Consider the following 24799-nt stretch of genomic DNA (forward strand, 5'->3'; position numbering starts at 1 on the left):
AGCAATGCTCAATGTCACGTTTCTTGCATTCAAATTCAGCATCATTCATCTTATCCATTATCGATGATGCTCAAACTCCAAAAATCTTTGTAAGTGGTTGTTTAAATGCTTTAAACAGCAGAAATGACGAATATGCTTCCTTGTTAGCGTTAGTAAGAATTTTAAAACAAATTTTTTTAATTGTTTGTAATACAGTATATTAGTTTTGTATTTCTTAGGGTTGTAGCCCAAATGAAGTCCTGTCATCTACCTATTCATCCTAAACCTAATATCCATGAAAAATAAATCCCGCAGAACTAACCGCCTAAATGTTTCGCTCACTAAAAAAGTAATTGAACTGCAAGAAATGGGTTACGATTGTGATTTTCTCTTACTGGCCAACGGGAACTTGCTGTGTATGCAAACCAATTTCAATTATCCTTTGAATGCAGTAACCATTAAGCGCTTGGAAAATGGTTATGATTTTTTAAGCCATTCTTATAAAAATGTACATACGATAGAAACAGGAAACGGTGAGAAGGGCGTTTTACTTTCTGAAGTGGCGCTAAGTTAGTCTGATACTCCTAAATATTTTTTTTGGATTAAAACATTCCGCTATTGTTTTTGTTTAGATTTTTGAGTTGTATATTTAAACAAAATAATGGTTTACTCTATTTCAGATCTGGAGCAGCTTTCGGGTGTTCAATCTCATACGATTAGGATATGGGAGCAGCGTTACCAGGCATTAAAGCCAGATAGATCTGATGGAAATACGCGCCTGTACAACGATGAGCAGCTTAAAAGGTTGCTCAACATTGTGAGTTTAAATCAATCTGGTTTAAAAATATCCAAGATATGTAACCTGTCTAAGCATGATTTTAATATTTTATTGGATCAGCAACTGGCAAGTTTTACTGTCGATAAGCATTACGAATCTATTGTAAGCCAGTTAATTAACTATGGGCTTTCCTTTGATGGAAATTCGTTCTCCAGGCTTTTAGATCGTTCCTTCAGTGATATAGGTCCGGTTGGCACCTATCAGGAAATACTTTATCCTCTGTTGGTTAAGTTAGGGTTAATGTGGAGCAAAGACGATATCTGCCCTGCGCATGAACACTTTATTTCGAACATTATCCGCCAAAAATTATTTGCTGCAATTAACGCGCTTCCAGGTACAACCTCTTCCAGCGAGAGTTGGTTACTCTTTCTTCCTGAGGATGAAGATCATGATATTGGTTTATTACTTGCCTCCTACATATTAAGGTTAAACGGTAAAAATGTGATATTTTTGGGGAGTAGGGTCCCATTGGCTTCCATTAAGGAAGTGTTAAATACCACCAAGGTTAATCATGTACTTCTTTTTATGATGAAGGGGAGTATGATTAAAGATGTCCAAAATTATGTTAATCAATTATCTCATATTTGCCGGAATGTTAACATTCACCTTTCAGGCAATGGACAAATGATTGGTAAACTGAACCATATTGAGCATATCAATTGGTGCAAAACACTTGTAGAATTTGAAGAAATGATGAAAATCCCCACTATCTTATGAAAGAAATATTTGATCAACTATCTGTTGCCTGCAGTAAGCTTATTACCAAAAAGTATAGCACCAGTTTTTCTCTTGGTATTTACTTTTTAGGTAAAGAACATCGCGATCCTGTATATTCAATATATGGTTTCGTGCGCCTGGCTGATGAAATTGTTGATACCTTTCATGATTATAATAAGCCATATTTATTAAATAAATTTAAACAAGATACTTTTGAAGCCATTGAGCAGGGCATTAGCTTAAATCCGGTGTTAAATTGTTTTCAGGATGTAGTTAATAAATATCACATTGACCATGAGTTGGTGAAGCTTTTTCTCCATAGCATGGAGATGGATTTGGAGAAAAAATATTATACGGAAGACCTCTACAAGGAATATATTTTGGGCTCCGCAGAAGTGGTTGGTTTAATGTGTCTGCGTGTTTTTACACAGGGGAATGATAATCATTACCAACAACTAAAACCTTATGCGATGAAGTTAGGCTCAGCCTTCCAAAAGGTTAATTTTTTGAGAGATATCAGGGCGGATCACGAAGGTTTAAAACGGAATTACTTTCCTGATATAGATCTTACTGCATTTTGTGATCTTCAAAAAAAGTCTATAGAACAAGAAATAGAGCAGGAATTTGAAGAGGCGTTAATTGGAATAAAAATGTTGCCTGCTAGCTCCAGAAACGGTGTTTATCTGTCTTACATCTATTATAAAAAGTTATTCTGTAAAATTAAAGGGCTTTCTGCTGATAAAATTATGAGTGAAAGAATTAGGATACCCAATCACCATAAAATCGGCTTAATGTTTGATTCCATGATTAGGCATAAGTTAAATGTAATATAATGACCGAGCAAGTAATTTTGGTTGATGAGCATGATTTGCCTCAAGGCCAGATGGATAAGTTGGAAGCACACGAAAAAGGAATGCTTCACCGGGCTTTTTCGGTATTCATATTCAATTCTAAAAAGGAACTTTTACTTCAAAGACGGGCCATTGGTAAATATCACTCAGGTGGTTTGTGGACCAATACCTGCTGTAGTCACCCACGGGTAGGAGAAGAGAACCTGGCAGCTGCTAACCGTCGGTTGATGGAGGAAATGGGAATGAGCTGTGATCTTAATTACTTATTTAATTTTACCTATAAGGTTAAATTTGAGGATGGATTAACCGAGCATGAACTGGATCATGTTTTTTATGGAGTATCTGACGATCTGCCTGTTATTAATCCAACAGAGGTTGAAGAATATCGATATATAAGCCTGTTTGATTTGAAAAAGGATATTGAACAGCATTCTGACCAATATACTGCCTGGTTAAAAATATGCCTTGATGGGGTAATCGGTAACCTGGAAGAAGCACTAAAATAAAAAACGGGCATACAGCCTAAGCCATATACCCGTATCTAAATTAACGCTCTCGAGGACAAATATAGGGTTAGTTTTCATATATCCTAAATCTTTAACATTTCTTTTACTTTTAGATTATAATAAGGTAATGTGAATTATTGAATGAGTGAGTCTTGAATGATAGAATGAGTGAGTTTTGAATGATAGAATGGTTAATAGCGCTTGTTACATCATTCAGTCATCCAATCATTCCTTCATACTATCAAACTCCAAACCCGCTACTCCCAACTAAAAACCAGATTTTCGTTAATCAGTAATTTACTCAATCATTCTGTCATTAACTTTCTTGCTTAAACTTTTTTAACTCTCAGGTGTTTTTTATCAAACAAAGCAATTTCGATTATGGATAGAGCAGAAATTATATCTCTACTAGAGGTAATCAATCAGCAAGTTAGTTCTTCTATTTTAGGTGGTATGGAAGAAGATTATGAGGCGTTGGAATGTATGGGATTGATCAAGATTGATCGTGAATCGGTACAGTGGTCGGCGGCAATGACACCGGCGGGAAACGCGTATTTGGGTCATGATTAACTATTCATAAACGAATAACCCATATTTCTACTAAATTTGCAGCGTTTTTGATGTTCTAGTACATCAAAAACATGCTTTATGAATGATTTCCAGATAGCGCTTAGAACTGTTCAGGTTACCCGATATGTAACTCCATTACGGGAAGGTGGTTCTATGCCTGCCATTGCCGAAGCTGATGATGGCTTCCTTTACGCGTTAAAATTTAGGGGAGCGGGGCAAGGTCCACGAGCACTTATTGCCGAACTAATTGGTGGTGAGATTGCCCGAATTTTAGGTTTAAGGGTGCCAGAATTGGTATTTGCCAACCTGGATGAGGCGTTTGGAAGAACTGAACCGGATGAAGAAATACAAGATTTGTTAAAAGCCAGCGTTGGCTTGAATCTTGCCTTACATTATTTATCTGGTGCAATTACTTTTGATCCCACAGTTACTCAGGTTGATGCAAAGCTAGCCTCCCAAATTGTTTGGTTAGATTGTTTTTTGACCAATATGGACAGAACTTGCCGCAATACCAATATGTTGTTGTGGCACAAGGAGCTATGGCTTATTGATCATGGGGCAGCACTATATTTTCATCATTCATGGGATAAATGGGAAGAACAAGCCAGGAAACCCTTTGTACTTGTTAAAGACCATGTTTTATTAGCTTGGGCTACAGCGTTAGATCAGGTTCATGAGGAGTTTAGGGCTATTCTAAACCCAGAGAAAATAGCCGCAGTAATTGATCTGATTCCTGATGAATGGCTGGAAGAAAACAGCAATTTCCATAGTAAGGAAGAACATAGAAAAGCATACGCCAGGTTTTTAGAGATCAGGCTGGCTCATTCTGATATATTTTTAAAAGAAGCACAGCATGCAAGAGAAATTCTTATTTGAGTATGCTGTGATTCGGGTTATGCCAAGGGTAGAACGCGAGGAATTTATTAATGTCGGCATTATTTTATATTGTGCCAAACAACGGTTTTTAAAAAGCATTTATACTTTAGATCGTTCGAAAATTACAGCTTTATTTGCTGGAGTTGATCTTGAGGATGTTGAAGCCAACTTGCAGGCATTTGAACGAATTGCATGTGCAGCAAAAGGCTCAGGGCCTATTGGTCAATATGATCAGGCATCTCGTTTCAGATGGCTTACCGCAACCAGAAGTACAGTGGTACAGTGTTCTAAAGTGCATCCGGGTTTTTGCATAGATGCGCAAGAAACACTTGAAAAACTGTATGAGCAAATGGTGCGATAAATGTTTACCCTAATAGATTAATAACTTGCCGAAAGAATATTTTAAAAAACTTCAGGACCTGCTTGATATTGAGCAGAATGAAGATTTACAGTCTTATATTAAGCTTACAGAAAATACTTCTGCGGCAGATAGGAGGGGCTTAGGCCTGGCCTGGTATCCAATAGCCATTAGAAATACAGAAGTAGGAAGAGGAGACTATCTGTCTGTTGAGCTGGAGCGGACCACCCACCAGGAACTTCAGCACCAGTTTAGGTTTGGAGCTTCTGTTGTCTTGTTTTCTAATCACGATCCTAAAATAGATCGAATAGAGGCGACTATTACTCATCAAAGCGGAAACAGGATGAAGATCAGCTTGCGCGTAGACGAGCTGCCTGATTGGGCCAGAGATGGTAAGCTGGGCGTGGATTTACTTTTCGATAGCAACAGTTACAACGAAATGTATACAGCTTTAAAGCAAGCTACTCAGCTGGCAGAAAGTGAGTCTGATAATAAGTTGATTCGTATTTTAACAAAAGGAGAGAAGCCATCTTTTACAAAAGCAAACCCCTTTAGTATTCCGAATCAACTCAATGCATCTCAGCAACTTGCTGTTGACAAGATTTTAGCGGCAGATCATTTGGCTATCGTTCATGGTCCGCCAGGAACGGGTAAAACAACTACGCTTGTTGAGGCTGTAAAAGCGTTGGTTAAACAGAATAATCAAAAAATATTAGTGGTTGCGCCAAGCAATACCGCAGTTGATTTATTGACGGAGAAACTATCTTTGGCGGGCTTAAATGTGATTCGGGTTGGTAATCCTGCGCGGGTTTCTGTTCGCTTAATGGAATCTACACTGGATTATAAAATGACTGATCATCCAGAGATGAAAAATATTAAGTCGCTGAAGAAGCAGGCCAGTGAGTACAAAAATATGGCTCACAAGTACAAAAGAAATTTTGGCAAGGCAGAACGAGATCAGCGAAAGGCACTATTTGATGAAGCGCATAAAATAGGCCGTGAAATAGAGAAATCTGAACAATATATTATTGAAAACTTATTAAATGGTGCCCAGGTGGTTACAGCAACTTTGGTAGGGGCAAATCACTATACGGTTCGGAATTTAAAATACGATACAATGGTTATTGATGAGGCCGGACAAGCCCTGGAACCTGCCTGCTGGATTCCCATACTTAAAGCCCGTAGCGTGATTTTAGCCGGTGATCATTTCCAGCTACCACCAACTATTAAGTCTGTAATAGCTGCAGAGAAGGGCCTGAATAACACCCTGTTAGAAAAGTTAGCCCAATTGCACCCGGAAGCTGTTGTGCTGTTGGAAGAGCAATATCGTATGCATCAGGATATTATGGCTTATTCCTCTAAGGTATTTTATCAAAATCGCCTGAGGGCACATGACAGTGTTTCCAGGCACCTTATTTTTGAAGACGACAAACCACTTCTTTTTATTGATACGGCAGGGTGCAGCTTTGAGGAGAAGTTAGATGGCACCAGTACAACCAACCCCGAGGAAGCGGCCTTTTTAATTAAACATTTAGTTAATCAGGTGCAGCTTATACAGGCTAAATATGAGATAGATAACTTTCCTTCAATTGCAGTAGTATCTCCTTACAAACAACAGGTAGAACTGCTCAGAATAGGGATTGAAGAAAACGAGGAGCTCCTCTCTTATCAGGATAAAATTTCAGTTAATACGATCGATAGTTTTCAGGGGCAGGAGAGAGATATGGTTTATATCAGTTTGGTGAGAAGTAATGATTCAGCGGCGATTGGCTTTCTAGCTGACACCAGAAGAATGAATGTGGCCATGACCCGTGCAAAGAAAAAGTTAGTGGTTGTTGGCGACAGTTCTACACTTTCAAAATCGAAATTCTATACTGATTTTATTGCCTATGCGGAGTCTTTAGAGGCTTATCATAGTGCATGGGAGTTTTCGGATATTTAAGAAAGATAAGTAGTTTAAAGTGGAAAGTTAAAAGTTGAAAGTAAACAGTTAAAAGTTGAAAGTAAAAAGTTGAAAGTAGATATTGAGGTGCCAAACTATCTTAGGTTGTTGAAAAGTAATAGATCAACCTCTTGATACTTGATACTCAATACTCAATCGGGGTCAAATCTTGATACCTGATACTCCATACTTGAAGTTCTTTCATACTCATTTATACGTAATTGTTTAGTTTCATGCGCTATAAATCGATTAAATTATTATTTTTGAGAGGAGTCAGCCTAAAAGTTTAAATTTTAAGATGTAAGGTAAGGTTAACTTAATTGTTTAAAATTAATTGATCGCTTATAGCCTGTTATCGAACGTATAATATCTAAGTTAATGAAACAACATCCCAGAATTTTAATCGTTGATGATAACGATCTTATGCGAACTTTAATGAGTAATATTCTTAAAAAGCTCATTGGTTCCTCAGATCTGAAACAGGCTTCTAATTTGACTGATGCATTTACCCTATTGGGACAGGATAGTTTTGATCTGCTTCTTCTAGATATCAATATGCCACAGGGCGATAGCAGTCCGGAAACAGTAGCGCAAATTAAGGAGATGCAACCTCAAATGAAGGTTTGTATGTTCTCTGGCAATGACAAATCGATTTTAGCCCAGAGCTTTTTGGATGCCGGAGCCATAGGATTTATCCAAAAAGACAATACCATGGGAAGTTCGGCAGCAGAAATAGTAAAAATGGTTTTTGGCTAGGCCTTTTCCAGTTTCGGTTCTACTAATTTAGCTGTGATAGAGGCTCCTGCTACTAACAGTTCTTGCGTGATCGTTTTGGTATAATCTGTTATTTCTGATTTAAAATCTTTTACTGAAGCCCCTGAACGGATCTCTTCCAGTCTTTTTTCCCATTGCCCTGTTAACTCTGCCTGCGCAATTTGTTTATCTTTAACTACCTCGTAAACTGCCAAACCTTTGTTGGTTGGTAAAAGATTACGTTTTTCACGTTTGATGTATTCCCGGGTAATTAATGTTTCAATGATAGATGCCCTTGTTGCAGGTGTTCCTAATCCACTGTCTTTCATGGCGTAACGCAGCTCTTCATCCTCAATTTCTTTACCGCAGGTTTCCAGGGCTTTAAGTAGAGATGCTTCGTTGTACATTGATTTGGGCTTGGTTTGTTTTTCTAAAAAGTTCTTCTCTACAATAGGGAGTTGTTCACCTACAGCAACCTTTGGAAGTGCAGCATTGTCCTCATCCTTTTTATCATCCTCTACCTCATTAAATACAGATCTCCATCCCGCTGAACGGATAACCGTACCGTTTGCCAGAAAGGAAATACCCGATTCTATAGTGATTTTGGTAATCTCCTTTAAACATTCCTGATGAAATGCTTCTACCATCCGGCCAACAACCATGTCATATACGGCCTGCCTGTCAGGACTTAAACCATAGGCGTTTTCACCAGTAGGTAAAATAGCATGGTGATCGGTTACTTTTTTAGCATTTACGCTTCGCTTATTTAGTGTGGTGGTTTGCAAGAACTGTGCTTGCTTGCCAAACTCCGGATGATCCGTAAATTTCTCCAAAAGGGCAGGAACGCCGGCAAAAATATCATCACCTATGTACCTGCTTCCTGTACGTGGATAAGAAACCAGCTTACTTTCATATAAATTTTGGAGTATACTTAAGGTTTGATCTGCAGTATATCCCTTTTTCTTATTCGCTTCCTGTTGTAAGCTACTTAAATCATGCAATAGTGGAGGCGGTTCCTTACGGGGTTTCGCTTCGACTGCAGTAATGTTACCTCCTGCAGGGTGACCAGAAGGAACATCCCTAACTAATGCAAAAGCACTTTCAGCTTCTGCTTTATCTTTATAATTAGACGTAGATATGGCTTTGAAAACCTGCTCATCTTTTATCAGTTGTATGCTGATTTGATAATAGGTTTGCGGCACAAAATTCTTGATCTCTAAAAAACGGGCACAAATCATGGCCAATGTAGGCGTTTGCACCCTACCCAAAGACAATACACTTCTGTTACCAGCCGAAATACTTAAGGCCTGAGTGGCATTCATACCTACCAGCCAATCAGATTCAGATCTGCAATGCGCTGAATTGAAGAGGGTATCATATTCAGTACCCGGTTTTAAATTCCTGAAACCATCCTTAATCGCTTCATCAGTTTGCGATGAAATCCATAGCCTCTTAAAGGGCTTTTTGCATTTTAGGTAATAATAAATATACCTGAAGATAAGTTCTCCCTCTCGCCCGGCATCGGTTGCCACAATGATTTCTGTCGCCTCATCAAACAGTTTCTTAATGGTGTCGAGCTGTTTTCTTACCGCAGGATCTTCAACAAAACCATCTTTAGTTTTGATTTTTCTGACAGCGAGCTTAAATTTTTGAGGAAGCATAGGTAAATGCTCCTTGCGCCAGCCTATGAAGCCATAATCTTGCGGGGGTGCCAATTGTAATAAATGCCCGAAGGCCCATGTAAATGAATATCCTTTTCCTTCGATATATCCATCTTTACGGGTTGTTGCACCAAAAACTTTTGCAAGTTCACGTCCAACTGAGGGCTTTTCTGCGATTACAATTTTCATCAATTAAGATTAATTCAACCCCAAATATGGCTAAAATTCCTGTTCTTTAACCGAAATATTTATTCACATATGGCTAAAGGAATGAGCCTTAAACGATTAATATGGACAAACAAAAAGATATTTTTTGCGTCTGATCATTAACAATATGATCGGCGTAGTATCTAATGATAAAGGTTCTTGAATGAATAAAATTTTTAAGTTAGTAGGAAGTGAGATAAAGGTTGGGTTTGAACCTCAGTTAATTAGGGTTTACAGCGACAGGGCGCTTTGGCAATTTCTGAAAGGAGATATTAAATCTCGAATGAAGCTTTTGATTTACACCATTAAGGAGGAATACTTTACACAGTTCGAAAAAAAACTTGAAATAAGCGATGACTCCCTGGTCGTAGAAATATTGGTGCACGTTTACTGCGATTATATAGGTTTACTTTTTAATCGTATTGTTCAAATAAGCTGGTTACAGCAATTGGTTATTAAGCTGTTAAAAAGAGCAGAAATTGTAGATTGTGGCGAGCGTCAAGTAGATAGTAACCGTTGGATATGGGACTTTCTAGCGCGCTTTAACCGGATTTTCATTGCCATTATACCTCAGGATCTGAATAAGCGAAAGCTAAAATAATTTAATCAACCTGAGCGGCCATTACTTCCTGCTCATTCATTGCCATGCTAGCTGCAAGAGTTTCATTTAAAAACGATGAACTGTATGGTGCATCAGAATTATTGATGAATAAAACTGTTTTATCTGCAATAGTATTAATAACCTGATTTGCCAATTTGGCCGAAACGGCAGGGCATCCCTGGCTTCTGCCTAAGCGACCTAATTGGTTGATGGTTTCCTGACAAACATAATCGGCACCATGCACTACAATAGCCCGTTCTCTCGCATTGTTATTAAAGCCTTGATCCATACCATCCAGCTTCAGTGAACGGCCATGCTTCCCATAGTAAATTTCGCCTGTGAGGTAGAAGCCAATGCTGCTTTGGTTAGAACTGATTCGGTTGGAAAAGTTAGAAGGCTTATCACCGCCACTATTCTGGCCGTGGGCAACCCAGGTATTTAATAAAAGTTTCTTTTGGTCTAAATCGATAATATAAAGTCTTTTTTTGCGGCTTTCCTGATCAAAATCCGCAATGCTGAGAATCGATTTATTGTGTAGCAAACCAGAATATTTCATGTTGTAAAAGCCCGTTAAAGCTTTTTCGAAGACCTCTTCATTTAAACCTGCAGAATCCAGGTGGACGGCATGATAAAGATTTAAAATGTAGCTGTTATACAAACTATCGGCAGCTATATTTTTAACTGTTTGCTGTTGAGGGCGTGGAAGCTCCGCGGCTTTCCAGCTGATGGCGACAATGCTGATACTCACTAACAAAATCATAGCACTGCCTAAAATGTATTTCTTCATTCAGGGATTTGATATTGAACTACTTATACGACGTAGCTACCCATTTGTTGCCCTAACCTTTATCACCGGTTCCAAAATGGACTGTGCTTTTACAGCGCTATGACATAAGTGGTGCTTTTATAGCAAATAGGAATGTTTAATATTGATAATGAGGGGATAACGCCACAACAAATTTGCGGTCTTATTTGTTTATGCGTAAATGGTATATGAAAATACTACTCACAGGCGCTAATGGTTATATCGGCACGAGGCTATTGCCTATTTTATTGGCCGAGCATCATGAAGTGGTTTGCCTGGTTAGGGACAAGCGCAGGTTTGCAGCACAATCTGACTGGAGCGAAAAGGTAGCCATTATTAGCGGCGATTTACTCAAAGGAGAAAATTTAGCCGAAATTCCAAAAGATATTGATGCTGCGTATTATTTAGTTCATTCAATGTCTTCCAGTCAGCAGGGTTTTACAGAGATGGAAGAACAATCTTCTTTGAACTTTGCCAATGCGATTGCTAAAACTAACTGCAAGCAGATTATTTATTTAACCGGCATTGCTAATGATGAACATTTATCTAAACATTTGGGCTCCCGTTTGGCTGTAGAGGATAAATTAAAGTCTTCGGGTATTGCCTGTACCATCCTTCGAGCGGCAATCATTATCGGCTCTGGTAGTGCCTCATTTGAAATTATCAGAGATTTAACAGAGAAGTTACCGGTTATGGTCGCTCCAAAATGGGTGAGTACTTTATGCCAACCCATCGCGATTAGAGATGTATTGGGTTATTTAACTGGTGTGCTTCATCATCCGAAGGCTTTCAATAACACATTTGATATCGGCGGGCCTGATGTATTGTCTTACAAGAAAATGCTTTTGGGCTATGCTAAAGAGCGGGGTTTGAAGCGCTGGATTATAACGGTTCCGGTACTCACCCCTCGATTATCCTCCTTGTGGCTAAATTTGATCACCACCGTTCCCTATACCTTAGCGCGTAGTTTAGTAGATAGCATGAAGAATGAGGTGGTTTGTAAAAACAATCATATTCAGGAAGTTGTGCCCCGAAAGTGCCTCAGTTATGCGGAAGCCTTAAATTTGGCTTTTGAGAAAATAGACCAAAATTCTATTGTTTCCAGCTGGAAAGATGCACTCAACCGAGGATATCTTAAAACAGATTTTATGGACCAGATTAAGGTTCCTCAAAATGGTACCCTGGAGTATAAGGTGAAAAGGCCCTTTGAGCGTAAAGCAGAAGAAGTATTTGAAAATATCTGGAGCATTGGTGGCGATCGGGGCTGGTACTACATGGATTGGCTTTGGCAGTTACGTGGATTCTTAGATAAAATTTTTGGAGGCGTAGGAACGCGGAGAGGCCGTACCAGCAACATAGATTTACAGGCAGGTGATGTTTTAGACTTTTGGCGCGTTTTACTCGCTGATCGTAAAAATAAGCGCTTATTATTGTATGCAGAGATGAAAATTCCAGGTGAGGCTTGGCTGGAATTAAAATTAATTGATTTTCATGGCAAGGCTTATTTATCGCAGATTGCTACATTCAGGCCTAAAGGCTTATGGGGTAGGATGTATTGGTATGCCATGTGGCCCTTTCATTTGGTCTTATTTAATGGCATGGCTAAACAGATTACGGCATACCGCCCCGTTAAATAAAAACCTTTTGCTATTTTTGCGGCATATTTATTATTTATGCCCCATCAGGATAAAGATTACTCATTTTGGACCAGGTACAAAAGATTTGCCACTACAGAAATTCTGATGTACCTCATTATGATTGTTGGAATAACCTTAGGTATTATTTTTTTAAGCTAAGGGCCAGTTTCAGGTAGTCGTAAGCGGCTACTTCATTCATGAATTTGGCAAAATCATCATATTTTTCAGCGGGAAAAGTACCATCGTTTAAAACGAACTTTCGGTAATAAATCAGTTTCTTTCCCTCCACTTTAGCGGTACAGGTATACTCGCCGAAATCGGATTTTAAGTTTTTGTGCTGTTCCTGTATCAGATCTGCAATCACGTTATCGGGTAGCGTATAGGTTAAAATATCCTCGTCTGTATAACCGCGGTTAATATAAACGGGTAATGTTCTGTTTTTAATTTCAGGAATAGATCTTCGGGTGTTGAAAACATTCAGCTGTAAAAACATCTTGCTACCATTAATCGGAGCATAGTTTCTGATGTTGACTTCTATATCCTCAATCAGCTTGGGATTTATGTCCTTCTGCTGTGCATAATGAATGCTGTTGAAATCTATATTGTCGATATTGTACGATTGTTTTAACAGTTTTTGCTGCTCTGTAGCAGGCTTGCCCATGATTTCCTCGTGATTATCATACTGTGCACCAGAAAATAAAGTATGCATTTTGCCCATAATGTTTCCATCGGGCAGAATATTTAGATTGGCATTACGGATTTGGATATTCTGTGCGGCTGATAACTTCGGAGTATGTAGGAGTTGCCCTCCGCTAGCAGTACAAGCCAAAACGGTCCGATCGTCTGTAAAATCACTTAAAAAGCCAAATGGAATCTTCTGACTGGTACACTCCAACCAGGTGGTATCGCCTTTTAAAGGAACGCAAAGAATGATGTGATTGCCTTGAACCATACTGGCATAAGAAGGATCCATGCTTTTCTTTTCAGATCCGGCTTCTACCACGCAGTAAAGCGATTCAATATCTACTGCTTTTAGTAGGCTTTGCATATAGTTTACCAGCGCTTTACAGTCGCCATAGCCTAAGCGGTCAACTTCTGCTGCGGCAATTGGCTGAAAGCCCCCAATACCAATCTGAACACTGATGTAACGTGTCTTTTCCTGAAGATATTGATAAACCTTTTTAACCTTTTCCTTTTCTGTGGATTCGTCCTTAACTAAATCGCGTATCGTTTGGATGGTTGAGGGGGGCAAAGTACCTCTATTTTTTAGTAGATCATCATAAACCCATTTTCCTAATTCATTCCAGTTGGTGTAAGCGCCTTTATAGTTATAGTAAGTAAATTGCTGTGGGGCAATTTTAATGCTGGTTTGGTAAGAGGCCGGATCAGGACTGTAAGGCTCTGTTCTAACGGCAAAGATGTTGCTGGAAGTCCAGGTTATTTTTTTCTGTTTTTCGTCTGTAACCTCGACTGGCTTTTCTTTATAACCCTGGGTTTTTATCCTGATTTCATCATTAGGCTTGCAAACAAAGGTGTAGCTGCTTTTTTCTACGGAAACATCATTAGCTGGCTGCGGCTCCCAATCGGGTATAATGAGGTTCTGCTTATTTCTGATTTCATAATGGTAAACGATGGTGTAAGGATACTGGTTTACTGCTGGCAAGTAGTGTTTAACACGGCTATCTACAAACAGAGAAAAGCCATCAGCCGTACTTTGGTCAGCGAAATCGCTTTGTGAAAATTTATTAATTACCTTTCCTACACTGTTATATACCTCACCTTTTATAGTTTTAATGGAGGTGTTTTTATCGTAATGTAACACCAGTCTTGCTTCATCCTCACCATTTTCGTTAAAAACGGTAATCGCCTTTTTGACGGTTATTAATACGTTGTCTGGCGATCTCATATCTACAGTTCGCTCTTCATTGCGAATACAGGCGTTTGCCCTGTTTCGCAGCGTTGAAGGGATCAGGTCAATATCATAATTATCCTGGCAGATGCCTGATAAATAAGTAGAAAACAGGAGTAAAGTGAAGAAATACTTCATCTATTTTGATTTTTTAAGTAGAAACTCCGATTTCTGATTTTGAATAATCTTGCTATAAAATTCTTTTAAAGATAGATATTCTTCGGGCTGGTAAATGGCGTTATTGAATTGCAAAATCTGATTGATCGTGATGTTCTCGTTTTCCATGCTGGTTTTTAACAGGTACTTCCCGCCAGCATTGGGCAAGCCAATGGCCATATCTTTAGGTTTTTCCAGGAGTTCGAACTTATCTGCTAAACTGAGGTTAATAATGATTCTTTCATCTGACGCGGCACCTAAATCTACAGGGTAATTGCGTTCACTTAAATTAAAAGGATTCTTGGATATCGCATTGATGAAGAAGGGACTGAAATAAAACTGTTCCTGATTTGAACCATCTGTAACGGTAAATTCTACTTCGTACTTTTCAACCAACGAATTTTCTACACTATCTAAACCGCTAATTTGATGCTCCATGATTTTTACACGCGGCAAACGTTCGTCTAGTTTTTCAACGAATTCATCTGCGGAAGTATGACGGAGGATCTCTTTGCGCTTGTTATAGGCCGCATAGCCCTGGGTGTAGGTGGTTAAGGTGCCCACAATTTTACCTTCAGCAGTAAGTCTGCCACTGAGTATGTAGCTGGTCGTGTTTTTCTGGCTAGCCTTCAGGTCAATCCAGTAAGATGGTTTCTTCAAATTAATTACCCTCCCTTGATCGTTTACACATCTCAATGGCAATAATCCAAAGGGGAGAAGTGGTTCTGTGGCATCCAGAAGGTAACTGGTTTCTCCGATATTCACCTTGGCCACAACGTAGTTGAAATCGCTCATCACAGGAAAGAGCTTATTTACTGTTCCGTTGTCACGTGTTGATAGAATCACAGCTTCTGCATCTAAATTGGCAGCAGATAGTGCAGCAACCAAAGCCAGGTTTATATCAGCAACATTTCCTGATCTTGTATCCAGTGATTTTTTTATACCCTCTTCAGAATACTTTCCGTAATAGTTATTCCATTTAATCTGTTTTTTGATGTAGTTATAGATACTTTTTGCTTTGCTTAAATCGTCTGGAGCATCTTTTGTTAAGGTGGGGATCAGCTCTTTAAACACATCCTTTCGCTTCATCTGAGAACCCAAACTTTTATCAGAGCCTAACTCATAATCAATGTCCTTCCAGCTTTTGGTATAAGAAGTTTTGCTTCCATTGAGGTTTTGTACATCTGAAAGTTCAAAATAAATGGCCGATTTGAAGTTGCTCGGTGCAGTCATGTTATCCTCCTCAATAAATGCGGGTACGTTTTTCATGAGATAGGTGATTTTCGAGCAATCTATTGATACACCAGAAATTCGTAAGCATTCTTTTGATAATTCTACCTTTTGATCGGTCAGCTTTTGAAATCCGCGAAGGGATACGTTGTAATTATAGATACCGGGGATGAAAACCAGGTATTCACTATGTACTTTAGGGATTTCACTTTGAAACTCCCAGCTCTTAAAATTAAATAGATTAGGCGATTTTAATCGGTAACTGTATTCAATTACAGATCCCTCTTTTAAATTGGGTAGGGTGAATTTGGTTAACCGGGTGTATTTTGATCTGTTTTCAGTAAAAACAGCTTTTCTATCCATTACACTCTCTACAAAATTCCCGTCTATATAATTAAAGGTTGAGGCTTTTAATTCACTGATTGTTTCTTCACGGGTATCATCCTTATACATAGGAATAACAATATTGGCCTCTTTAAAACCCTCTTTGTTATAAATTTTGATTTTGACGTGGTGTTCGAAAATTAATTCTGGCCTGCCCGAGGCATCATCAACCTGGATGGAGGCAGTGCCAAATTCTCTCAAAACTATTGCGTTGGCATTGCTGTCTATCTTTTTTCGATCAAACTCATAATCGTCGTAGGTGATTGCACCGTAGTTAAAGTTTTGAGCATAAGCAGTGGTAAGGATAAAAAATAGAGATAGGAAAGTGCCTAATTTCTTCATTTGAGCGTTTTAAATATACAGGCAATTTAACGTTAGCCTTTTACTTTTAGAAATATTTTTTAAATTATATTTTTTAATATTTATGCGTTTTGTGCAACTAAGCAAACCTTTTTTAGCACTTTTGAATTAAGAAACATAATGGAGGTGTGGGAATTGATGCCCATATCTGAAATCTCAGATTTAGATAATGAAATTAAATTTAAAACGCCCTTTAGCTTTTTTTGATTTAGAGGCCACAGGAATAAATGTAGGGTCGGATAGGATAGTGGAAATTGCTATTTTAAAAGCATTGCCAGATGGAACTGAAGAAGTAAAAACATGGCGGGTAAATCCGGAGATGCCTATTCCGCTTCAAACATCATTAATTCATGGTATTTATGATGAAGATATAAAAGATGCGCCTACTTTTAAGCAATTGGCTGCTGAAATTGCGGAATTTATCGCTGAAGCAGACTTAGCTGGCTACAATTCTAATAAATTCGATATTCCAATGCTTTTAGAGGAATTTTTAAGGGCAGATGTTGATTTTGATATGAACGAACGCAAGTTTGTAGATGTGCAGAATATTTTCCACCAAATGGAACAACGTACGTTGAAGGCTGCTTATAAATTTTATTGTGGCGAAAATTTAGTTAATGCGCATGCTGCAGAGGCTGATGTGATCGCAACCTATAAAGTTTTGCTGGGTCAGCTGGAAATGTATAAGGAAACCGAGTTTGAAGATAAACAAGGGGTAAGAAGTGTTCCTGTAGTGAATGATGTGGAAGCACTTCATACTTTTACAAACCTGCATAAACCTGTTGATTTTGCTGGTCGTATGGTTTACAATGATAAGAATGAAGTTTGTTTTAATTTTGGTAAACACAAAGGCAAGACAACTGCAGAAGTATTTGCAATAGAACCAAGTTATTATGCCTGGATGAAACAGGGTGATTTTCCTTTATATACCAAGAAAAAGTTAGACGAAGAGTGGGCAAAGTTTAATGCAAAGAAAAACGAAAATAGGCCAGCAAGGCCTCAACAGCCCCAAAATCAAGGTAACAAGCCCCAGTACAATAAGCCAAAAGTAGATAAGCCTGCTCAACCTATTAATAATGATATGTTGGAACAGTTGAAAATGAAATTTGGAAAGTAGAATTTGGGTTCTTCGTTAAAAAACGCTATTTTATTCAATTACAGCCTTAATGAAATCAATCAAGATACTTAGCTTTTTGTTGATGGCCTCGGTATGTGTTTCTGCACAAACCGAGTTGCCTATTGCTCCGGTGTTCCAGAATACGTATAAAAAGGAAACCAGAAGTGCCAATGGAAAACCTGGTAAAAATTACTGGCAAAATGCCGCTAAGTATAATCTTAAGGTTGATTTTAATCCCGCAAGTCGGCTATTAAAGGGAACTGTAGAGGTTGTTTATACCAATAACAGCCCCGATACCTTACAGGAGATCTGGTTTAAACTTTATCCCAATCTTTATAAAAAAGGGGTTTCACGAAAATCAAAAATCGCCGAGTCTGATCAGGGAGAAGGTGTAGCAATAAACAAGTTGCTGGCCAATGGCAAGGCGAATAACAGCTTCCATATTGATGGAACAAACATGACGGTTGCTGTGCCTGCAGTTTTACCTGGGAAAACAATTAGTTTTTTAATCGATTACCATTATACACTCAATAAGGGCTCACACATTCGTACCGGACAAGTTGATGATGGCTCACACTTTATTGCCTATTTTTTTCCAAGGATAGCAGTTTATGATGATGTAGATGGCTGGAATAAATATCCATACACCGGTGCAGAGGAGTTTTATAACGATTTTGACCAATTTAATGCTGAAATCACTGTTCCAGGTGGTTATGGTGTTTGGGCGACGGGCGATTTGAAAAATGCATCAGAAGTTTTTCAGAAGGATGTTGTTTCCCGAATGGCTGCGGCAGAAAAAAACGATGCTGTGGTTGATGTCATTACCGATCAGGATTTGACAAACAAAACAGTAACGCTTCCTAAGGCTTTTAATACATTTAAATTTGAAGCTAAAAATGTAACAGATTTCGCTTTTGCATTAAGCGATCATTATTTATGGAAATCTACGAGCTTAGTCGTTGATCCTAAAACGAAAAGAAGAACACGTGTAGATGCTGTTTTTAATCCAAAACATAAAGATTATTATGAAGTAATTGATTTTGCCCGCAAAACAGTGGATGCGATGAGCTATCAATTTCCAAAATGGCCATTTCCTTATAGTCACGAAACTATTTTTGATGGTTTAGATCAAATGGAATATCCAATGATGGTGAATGATAACCCGGTAGACAATAGGGAAGATGCCATTACACTAACTGATCACGAGATTTTTCACACCATGTTTCCATTTTACATGGGGATTAATGAAACCAAATATGGTTGGATGGATGAAGGCTGGGCAACAATAGGCGAGTGGCTGATATCTCCAATGATTGATTCGAGCATTGTAGATGAGTATGGAGTTCAACCTACAGCTTCCTCTTCGGGCAGTAACGATGATACACCTATTATGACACTTACTCCTGATTTAAAAGGTTCAGGCTCTTTTACCAATTCTTACCCCAAACCAGGCTTGGCCTATCTTTTTGTAAAAGATTACCTTGGTGATGAGTTATTTACCAAAGCTTTGCATCATTACATTAATACCTGGAATGGGAAGCACCCAATGCCGTATGATTTCTTCTTTAGTATGAATGAAGGTAGCGGTAAGAACCTGAACTGGTTTTGGAAAAGTTGGTTTTTTGAGGGGGGAGTTTTAGATTTAGCCATAAAAGCTGTTAATAAAACTGCTGAGGGCTATCAGGTAATGATTGAAAATAAAGGCACAAAAGCATTGCCTATTGATTTAGAACTCACTTACGCCGATGGTAGTAAGGAAAAGCGACATGCCAGTATTGGTGTTTGGGAAAAGGGTGACAAACAGGTTAATGTCGATGTGAAAACCACGAAGAGATTAGTAAAGGTAGTAATGGGTAATCCACATACACCGGATAAAGTGAAGAGCGATAATAGTTTTTCGGTGAACTAGTATAGGGTCTTATTTATAGTATAGAGCCGGAAACTGTAGACTCGAATATGGTCTTATTTGTGGCATCAGGATCGCAAACTTTAAACTTAAATATGGTCTAATTCGTGGCATCAGGATCGCAAGCTTTAAACTCAAATATGGTCTTATTTGTGGCATCAGGATCGCAAACAATAAACTCGAATATGGTCTTATTTGTGGCATCAGGATCGCAAACAATAAACTCAAATATGGTCTTATTTGTGGCATCAGGATCGCAAACTATGAACTCGAATATGGTCTTATTTGTGGCATCAGGATCGCAAACAATAAACTCGAATATGGTCTGTGTGTCACAGACCATGGGATTGATGAAATGACTATTCCTTCAAAAAGTCAATATTCCGCTTCAAGCCCGAAAATTTAGTCCGTTTTACGGCCGAGCCCTTGAATACCTTCTTGAATACTTCGTCAGTGATTTCTGTCAGTTCTTTCGCGCTCAGATCCAATAAGCCATTTTCGGGCATAAACGCTTGTTCATTGTGCGCCTTGGAGAATCGGTTCCATGGGCATACATCCTGGCATATATCACATCCGAACATCCAGTTACTCATTTTATCTTTAAACTCATTAGGGATTTCTTCTTTAAGCTCTATGGTTAGGTAGGAGATGCACTTGCTGCCGTCTACTATCTGAGGGGCAATAATAGCATCGGTTGGGCAGGCATCCAGGCAACGGGTACAGGTGCCACAATGGTCGGTTTGGAAGGGATGGTCGTAATCCAGTTCTAAATCGATGATCAATTCTGCAAGAAAGAAAAATGATCCGTCAGTTTTGCTAATGAGATTAGAATTTTTGCCAATCCAGCCAATCCCAGAGCGCTTGGCCCATGCGCGGTCCAATACCGGAGCCGAATCCACAAAAGCCCTTCCCGAAACTGCTCCTATATTTTCTTCTATAAAAAACAGCAATTCTTTTAGTTTCTCTTTGATTACCGTGTGGTAATCTTGGCCATATGCATACTTCGATATTTTAGGCGCATTTGGATCAGTTTGCTTATCTGGAGTATAATAATTTAAAGATAATGATATTACCGATTTGGCATCATCAACCAAAAGCCTGGGATCTAGCCTTTTGTCGAAGTAATTTTCCATGTATTTCATTTCGCCATGGTGGTTTTGCAATAGCCAGTTTTCCAATCTTGGAGCTTCTTCCTCTAAAAATGTTGCTTTAGAAATACCACAAGCGATGAATCCCAGGCGCAGGGCTTCCTCTTTTATCATGTGGCTATATTTTGCAGAATTGTTATACACGGATTGGCAAAGATAAGGCTTAAGTTTCAAACCTTTTAACTGCTTACTTGTTCTAAATACAGAAAACTAAATTAATTAATTGTAGGCTTAGTCATTTGAGTAGGCGCTTACGCAACTAACACAGACATGGAAAATATAGATCCACAGCATACGGAACATGGAGGAGCTCCAAAACCGATTGAAAAAGATTACGAAAGTCACAAAGCAGATCCCGGGCCCGCAAAACCAGCAGTTACGGAGAAAGATGAAAATGGAGCAGGGCAGGCATTGAAATGGGTAATCCCGATAGCCATCATTATTGGTTTGATTATCTGGTTTATGATGAGGAAATAAATTGTAAATCCGATTGAGCATTTCAATCGGATTTTTGTTTAAAAAACTGTTAGTTAATATGTGTTTGTTAAAGCTTACTTTAATAATTTTACCTGATATAAATCCCTTCTTCTATCCTTTAAGATTTTAACAGTTCCATAATGATGCAATTCATCCAGCAGGTGCAGATCAACATCTACCACCAGTACCATTTCGGTATTGGGAGTGGCTTCCGCTTTAACCGCATTAGTGGGGAAAGCAAAATCTGAAGGAGTAAAAACAGCCGATTGTGCAAATTGAATGTCCATGTTATTTACCTTAGGCAGATTACCCACACACCCTGCAATGGCCACATAACATTCATTTTCAATGGCCCTGGCTTGTGCGCAATGCCTAACCCGTGTATAACCGTTTTGAGTGTCGGTAAGAAATGGAACAAATAATATTTGCATTCCCTGATCGGCATAAATGCGGCTTAACTCCGGGAATTCTACATCGTAGCAGATAAGGATACCCACTTTTCCGCAATCGGTATCAAATACCTGCACTTTATCTCCGCCTACCATACCATAGTATTTTTGCTCGTTAGGGGTGATATGGATTTTTCTGTACTCATCAATTTTACCTGTTCTGTGACATAGATAGGTCGCATTATAAAGTTTGCCATCATCTAATATCGGCATGCTCCCTGTAATGATATTTACATTATAGCTCAAGGCGTATTCATGCATTTTTTGCACAATCTCTTCCGTCTTTTCTGCCAGCTTTCGCATCGCTTCAATCTCTGGAAGATGATTATAGGGCTGTAGCAAAGGGGTGTTAAATAACTCCGGGAACATCACAAAATCCGATTTATACCCGCTTACCGCATCGACGAAAAATTCTACCTGTTCGTAAAAGGATTCCATATCCGGGAACAGGCGCATTTGCCATTGTACCAGTCCGAGGCGGATAGTCATGGCGGAACGTGCGGAAGCGTCGATTCCCTGGTAATAAATGTTATTCCATTCAATTAAAGTAGCGTATTCCTTCGATTCATGATCTCCCGGTAAGTAATTTTTCAAAACCTTTCGGACGTGAAAATCATTAGATATTTGAAAGGTAAGTGTGGGGTCGTAAATTTCTTTAGCTTTTACTTTATCAATGTATTGTCGTGGTGACAAGGTTTCTGCGTAAGCATGGTAGCCAGGTATTCTTCCTCCGGCAATAATACTTTTAAGATTTAGACTCTCGCAAAGCTCCTTTCTGGCTTCGTAAAGCCTTCTGCCCAAGCGTAAACCACGGTATTCAGGGTGTACAAAAATTTCGATGCCGTACAAGGTATCTCCATTTGGATCGTGCGTAGAGAAGCTATAATCACCGGTAATGAGTTTGTAAGTATGACGGTCGCCATATTCATCATATTCTACAATGATAGACAGGGAACATGCCACTACCTTATCATCAACAGCGATGCAGAGCTGACCTTCTGGAAATATCTTTAAGAGTTTTGCTATACTCGATTTAGGCCAAATCTGCCCACCCATGCTATCGTAAGCCTGAAGCATAGATTCTTTGAGGTCAGCATAGTCTTCGAGCGTTAATTTGCGTATTTCAATATTCATAATGTTTGATTTGTACATTATGAACAGACAAGCGACTTAAATGTTCGTGGAAAGTTAATTTTGAATGATCGGATTTTGCATGTTTGGGTTTTGAATGATTGAATGAAAACCCATTCCAATAGTTGGCCAGTCGCTTAGTGGATCTTGCACACTTACTCCTTCAGCCATTCAAAATTCACTCCTTCTTTCATTCACTCGTTCCCAAATTAAAACAGCTTTCCCGTTTGTCCTGGGTAGTTCTTTTTTAGGTGTTTATATGCCGCTTCGGTAACTTCACGGCCTCTGGAGGTACGCATAATATATCCTTCCTGGATTAAAAAAGGTTCATAAACTTCTTCAATGGTTCCTTCATCTTCCCCAACTGCCGTGGCAATGGTTTTTAAACCCACCGGACCGCCTTTAAATTTATCGATGATGGTAGAAAGAATCTTGTTATCCATTTCATCCAGGCCATGCTCATCAACATTTAACGCATTGAGTGCATAACGGGCTATTTCTGTATCAATGGTTCCATTGCCTTTAATTTGTGCAAAATCTCTGGTTCTGCGCAGCAGTGCATTGGCTATACGAGGTGTACCACGGCTACGGCGGGCAATTTCATAAGCACCTTCATCACTAATCGGAGTTTTCAGTATTTCAGAGGAGCGCAACACTATGGTAGTAAGTAATTTCGCATCGTAGTACGCTAAGCGGGCATTGATTCCGAAACGCGCCCGCAAAGGGGCTGTAAGCAGTCCTGATCGTGTGGTTGCACCAACCAGGGTGAAAGGATTTAAGGAAATTTGAACGGAACGGGCATTAGGGCCTGTTTCGAGCATAATATCAATTTTAAAATCCTCCATGGCCGAATAGAGGTATTCTTCTACCAGTGGCGACAGTCGGTGAATCTCATCGATAAAAAGGATATCTCCCGTGTCTAGTCCGGTTAGTAAGCCTGCTAAATCGCCAGGTTTATCCAAAACAGGTCCGGAGGTAACTTTGATTCCGGTAGCCATTTCGTTGGCAATAATATGCGATAAGGTTGTTTTGCCTAATCCTGGAGGACCGTGTAAAAGCACATGGTCTAATGCTTCACCTCGAAGTTTTGCGGCCTGAACGAAAATCTTCAGGTTCTCCATCACTTTCTCTTGTCCCGTAAAATCTTCAAAGGCTTGCGGTCTTAACACCCGTTCAATATCACGATCGGTAGGGGTTAAATGGCTTGCATTTGGATCCAGATGCTCATTCATAAAGCAAATATAAAATTAAATGCTAAAAAAATTAGGATTTTTTAAATTTATCTGATACGATCAAATCTTTCGAACCTGCTAGGTATTGGTAAAATCCTTCTCCGGTTTTTACGCCCTTTCTGCCAGCGGCAACCATATTTACTAATAGTGGGCAAGGTGCATATTTAGGATTTCCAAAACCATCATGAAGTACCTTAAGTATCGCCAGGCAAACGTCTAACCCTATAAAATCTGCCAGTTGAAGTGGCCCCATTGGATGAGCCATTCCCAGTTTCATTACCGTGTCAATTTCCCGAACACCTGCAACGCCTTCATACAACGTGTATATCGCCTCATTAATCATAGGCATTAAGATTCGATTGGCCACAAAACCAGGATAATCATTCACCTCTACAGGCGTTTTATTCAGCTTTTCCGAAAGGCACATGATGAGTTGGGTAGTTTCATCGGTTGTGGCATAGCCTCTAATCACTTCTACCAGTTTCATTACCGGCACCGGATTCATGAAATGCATGCCTATTACCTTATCGCCCCTGCGTGTTGCGGCGGCAATTTGGGTAATGGAAATGGAGGAGGTATTAGAAGCTAAAATAGCAGATTCGGGTGCGAAAGTATCTAAATCCTTAAAAATATTAAGCTTCAGATCTATATTTTCTGTTGCAGCTTCAAGCACTAAGTCTGCATTGCTTACTCCCTCCTCAAATGTGGTGTAGGTGGTAATGTTTTTTAAAGTAGCTTCTTTTTCAGATACTGTTAAAGTTCCTTTCGAAACTTGTCTGTCGAGATTCTTAGTTATGGTTTTAATCGCCTGATCTAAAGCATTTGAGTTAATATCAACTAAATTAACCTGAAAACCGAACTGCGCAAAGGTATGTGCAATTCCATTTCCCATAGTACCTGATCCAATTACAGAAATATTTTTAATCATAGAGGGGTTTTTTTGATAGATTTTTTTTAATTGAATAAATTGATATTCTCTTTATGAACTTATTCGCTTTT

23 protein-coding genes are annotated in these 24799 nt (G+C 39.0%); 14 read left to right on the top strand and 9 right to left on the bottom strand.

The window, feature by feature from the left end; all coding sequences use genetic code 11:
* Positions 1–274 precede the first annotated feature (274 nt).
* The 9 genes from BMX11_RS05315 (at position 275) to BMX11_RS05355 (ending at position 7393) form a co-directional block, all read left to right on the top strand.
* Positions 275–553, top strand: a complete 279-nt coding sequence (locus BMX11_RS05315; protein ID WP_090882204.1) for a hypothetical protein — start codon at positions 275–277, stop codon at positions 551–553.
* Between the two features lie 87 nt (positions 554–640).
* The gene (locus BMX11_RS05320) at positions 641–1534 is read left to right on the top strand and encodes a MerR family transcriptional regulator (protein ID WP_090882206.1); all 894 of its coding nucleotides are present in this window, start codon (positions 641–643) and stop codon (positions 1532–1534) included.
* Positions 1531–2367 (top strand): phytoene/squalene synthase family protein, encoded by an 837-nt coding sequence (locus tag BMX11_RS05325; RefSeq protein WP_090882208.1) that lies wholly within the window; start codon positions 1531–1533, stop codon positions 2365–2367. The genes BMX11_RS05320 and BMX11_RS05325 overlap by 4 nt, the downstream gene beginning before the upstream one ends.
* Positions 2367–2891 carry an isopentenyl-diphosphate Delta-isomerase gene (gene idi / locus BMX11_RS05330; RefSeq protein WP_090882210.1) on the top strand — a complete coding sequence of 175 codons (525 nt, stop codon included), beginning with the start codon at positions 2367–2369 and terminating at the stop codon, positions 2889–2891. The genes BMX11_RS05325 and idi overlap by 1 nt, the downstream gene beginning before the upstream one ends.
* A 381-nt stretch (positions 2892–3272) precedes the next feature.
* Positions 3273–3461, top strand: a complete 189-nt coding sequence (locus tag BMX11_RS05335; RefSeq protein ID WP_090882212.1) for a hypothetical protein — start codon at positions 3273–3275, stop codon at positions 3459–3461.
* A 78-nt stretch (positions 3462–3539) separates the two neighbouring features.
* Positions 3540–4337: a HipA family kinase gene (locus tag BMX11_RS05340; protein WP_090882214.1), complete on the top strand. Its 798-nt coding sequence runs from the start codon at positions 3540–3542 to the stop codon at positions 4335–4337.
* The gene (locus tag BMX11_RS05345; RefSeq protein WP_090882217.1) at positions 4315–4698 is read left to right on the top strand and encodes a DUF3037 domain-containing protein; all 384 of its coding nucleotides are present in this window, start codon (positions 4315–4317) and stop codon (positions 4696–4698) included. The genes BMX11_RS05340 and BMX11_RS05345 overlap by 23 nt, the downstream gene beginning before the upstream one ends.
* Before the next feature lie 25 nt (positions 4699–4723).
* Positions 4724–6637 (top strand): AAA domain-containing protein, encoded by a 1914-nt coding sequence (locus tag BMX11_RS05350; protein ID WP_090882218.1) that lies wholly within the window; start codon positions 4724–4726, stop codon positions 6635–6637.
* Between the two features lie 378 nt (positions 6638–7015).
* The gene (locus BMX11_RS05355; RefSeq protein ID WP_090882219.1) at positions 7016–7393 is read left to right on the top strand and encodes a response regulator; all 378 of its coding nucleotides are present in this window, start codon (positions 7016–7018) and stop codon (positions 7391–7393) included.
* On the opposite strand, the gene BMX11_RS05360 is transcribed toward BMX11_RS05355, so the two are convergent.
* Entirely contained in the window at positions 7390–9240 is a 1851-nt protein-coding gene (locus BMX11_RS05360; RefSeq protein ID WP_090882221.1) for a DNA topoisomerase 3, read from the bottom strand. The genes BMX11_RS05355 and BMX11_RS05360 overlap by 4 nt on opposite strands.
* Positions 9241–9421: 181 nt before the next feature.
* On the opposite strand from BMX11_RS05360, the gene BMX11_RS05365 reads away from it, so the two are divergent.
* Positions 9422–9859: a hypothetical protein gene (locus BMX11_RS05365; RefSeq protein WP_090882223.1), complete on the top strand. Its 438-nt coding sequence runs from the start codon at positions 9422–9424 to the stop codon at positions 9857–9859.
* A 1-nt stretch (position 9860) separates the two neighbouring features.
* Here the strand turns inward: BMX11_RS05365 and BMX11_RS05370 are convergent, their stop codons facing one another.
* A complete protein-coding gene (locus tag BMX11_RS05370; RefSeq protein ID WP_090882225.1) occupies positions 9861–10646 on the bottom strand; it encodes a murein L,D-transpeptidase catalytic domain family protein in 786 nt (261 codons plus the stop codon).
* A 206-nt stretch (positions 10647–10852) separates the two neighbouring features.
* Between BMX11_RS05370 and BMX11_RS05375 the strand changes: the two genes are divergently transcribed.
* Positions 10853–12301 (top strand): SDR family oxidoreductase, encoded by a 1449-nt coding sequence (locus tag BMX11_RS05375; RefSeq protein WP_090882227.1) that lies wholly within the window; start codon positions 10853–10855, stop codon positions 12299–12301.
* A 142-nt stretch (positions 12302–12443) separates the two neighbouring features.
* Here BMX11_RS05375 and BMX11_RS05380 read toward each other — a convergent pair whose 3' ends face one another.
* Together BMX11_RS05380 and BMX11_RS05385 are read right to left on the bottom strand one after the other, a co-directional pair.
* On the bottom strand, positions 12444–14348 hold the full coding sequence (locus BMX11_RS05380) for a DUF3857 domain-containing protein (protein WP_090882229.1): 1905 nt from the start codon (positions 14346–14348) through the stop codon (positions 12444–12446).
* Positions 14349–16322, bottom strand: a complete 1974-nt coding sequence (locus BMX11_RS05385; protein ID WP_090882231.1) for a transglutaminase domain-containing protein — start codon at positions 16320–16322, stop codon at positions 14349–14351.
* A gap of 187 nt (positions 16323–16509) precedes the next feature.
* On the opposite strand from BMX11_RS05385, the gene BMX11_RS05390 reads away from it, so the two are divergent.
* Complete coding sequence (locus tag BMX11_RS05390) at positions 16510–17457, top strand: 3'-5' exonuclease (RefSeq protein ID WP_090882234.1); 948 nt, start codon at positions 16510–16512, stop codon at positions 17455–17457.
* Positions 17458–17506: 49 nt separating this feature from the next.
* Complete coding sequence (locus tag BMX11_RS05395) at positions 17507–19366, top strand: M1 family metallopeptidase (RefSeq protein ID WP_090882235.1); 1860 nt, start codon at positions 17507–17509, stop codon at positions 19364–19366.
* A gap of 97 nt (positions 19367–19463) precedes the next feature.
* On the opposite strand, the gene BMX11_RS05400 is transcribed toward BMX11_RS05395, so the two are convergent.
* Together BMX11_RS05400 and queG are read right to left on the bottom strand one after the other, a co-directional pair.
* Complete coding sequence (locus BMX11_RS05400) at positions 19464–19706, bottom strand: hypothetical protein (RefSeq protein WP_090882236.1); 243 nt, start codon at positions 19704–19706, stop codon at positions 19464–19466.
* 16 nt (positions 19707–19722) lie between these two features.
* Positions 19723–20625 carry a tRNA epoxyqueuosine(34) reductase QueG gene (gene queG, locus BMX11_RS05405; protein WP_394332670.1) on the bottom strand — a complete coding sequence of 301 codons (903 nt, stop codon included), beginning with the start codon at positions 20623–20625 and terminating at the stop codon, positions 19723–19725.
* A gap of 156 nt (positions 20626–20781) precedes the next feature.
* Between queG and BMX11_RS05410 the strand changes: the two genes are divergently transcribed.
* Complete coding sequence (locus BMX11_RS05410; RefSeq protein WP_090882240.1) at positions 20782–20988, top strand: hypothetical protein; 207 nt, start codon at positions 20782–20784, stop codon at positions 20986–20988.
* A gap of 74 nt (positions 20989–21062) precedes the next feature.
* On the opposite strand, the gene BMX11_RS05415 is transcribed toward BMX11_RS05410, so the two are convergent.
* The 3 genes from BMX11_RS05415 to BMX11_RS05425 form a co-directional block, all read right to left on the bottom strand.
* The gene (locus BMX11_RS05415) at positions 21063–22571 is read right to left on the bottom strand and encodes a bifunctional GNAT family N-acetyltransferase/carbon-nitrogen hydrolase family protein (RefSeq protein WP_090882564.1); all 1509 of its coding nucleotides are present in this window, start codon (positions 22569–22571) and stop codon (positions 21063–21065) included.
* Positions 22572–22777: 206 nt separating this feature from the next.
* Positions 22778–23800, bottom strand: a complete 1023-nt coding sequence (ruvB, locus tag BMX11_RS05420; RefSeq protein WP_090882242.1) for a Holliday junction branch migration DNA helicase RuvB — start codon at positions 23798–23800, stop codon at positions 22778–22780.
* A 31-nt stretch (positions 23801–23831) separates the two neighbouring features.
* On the bottom strand, positions 23832–24728 hold the full coding sequence (locus BMX11_RS05425; RefSeq protein ID WP_217643809.1) for a 3-hydroxyacyl-CoA dehydrogenase family protein: 897 nt from the start codon (positions 24726–24728) through the stop codon (positions 23832–23834).
* Between the last annotated feature and the right edge of the window lie 71 nt (positions 24729–24799).

Origin of the sequence: Pedobacter rhizosphaerae (genome assembly GCF_900111155.1) — a bacterium.
Taxonomy (GTDB): domain Bacteria; phylum Bacteroidota; class Bacteroidia; order Sphingobacteriales; family Sphingobacteriaceae; genus Pedobacter; species Pedobacter rhizosphaerae.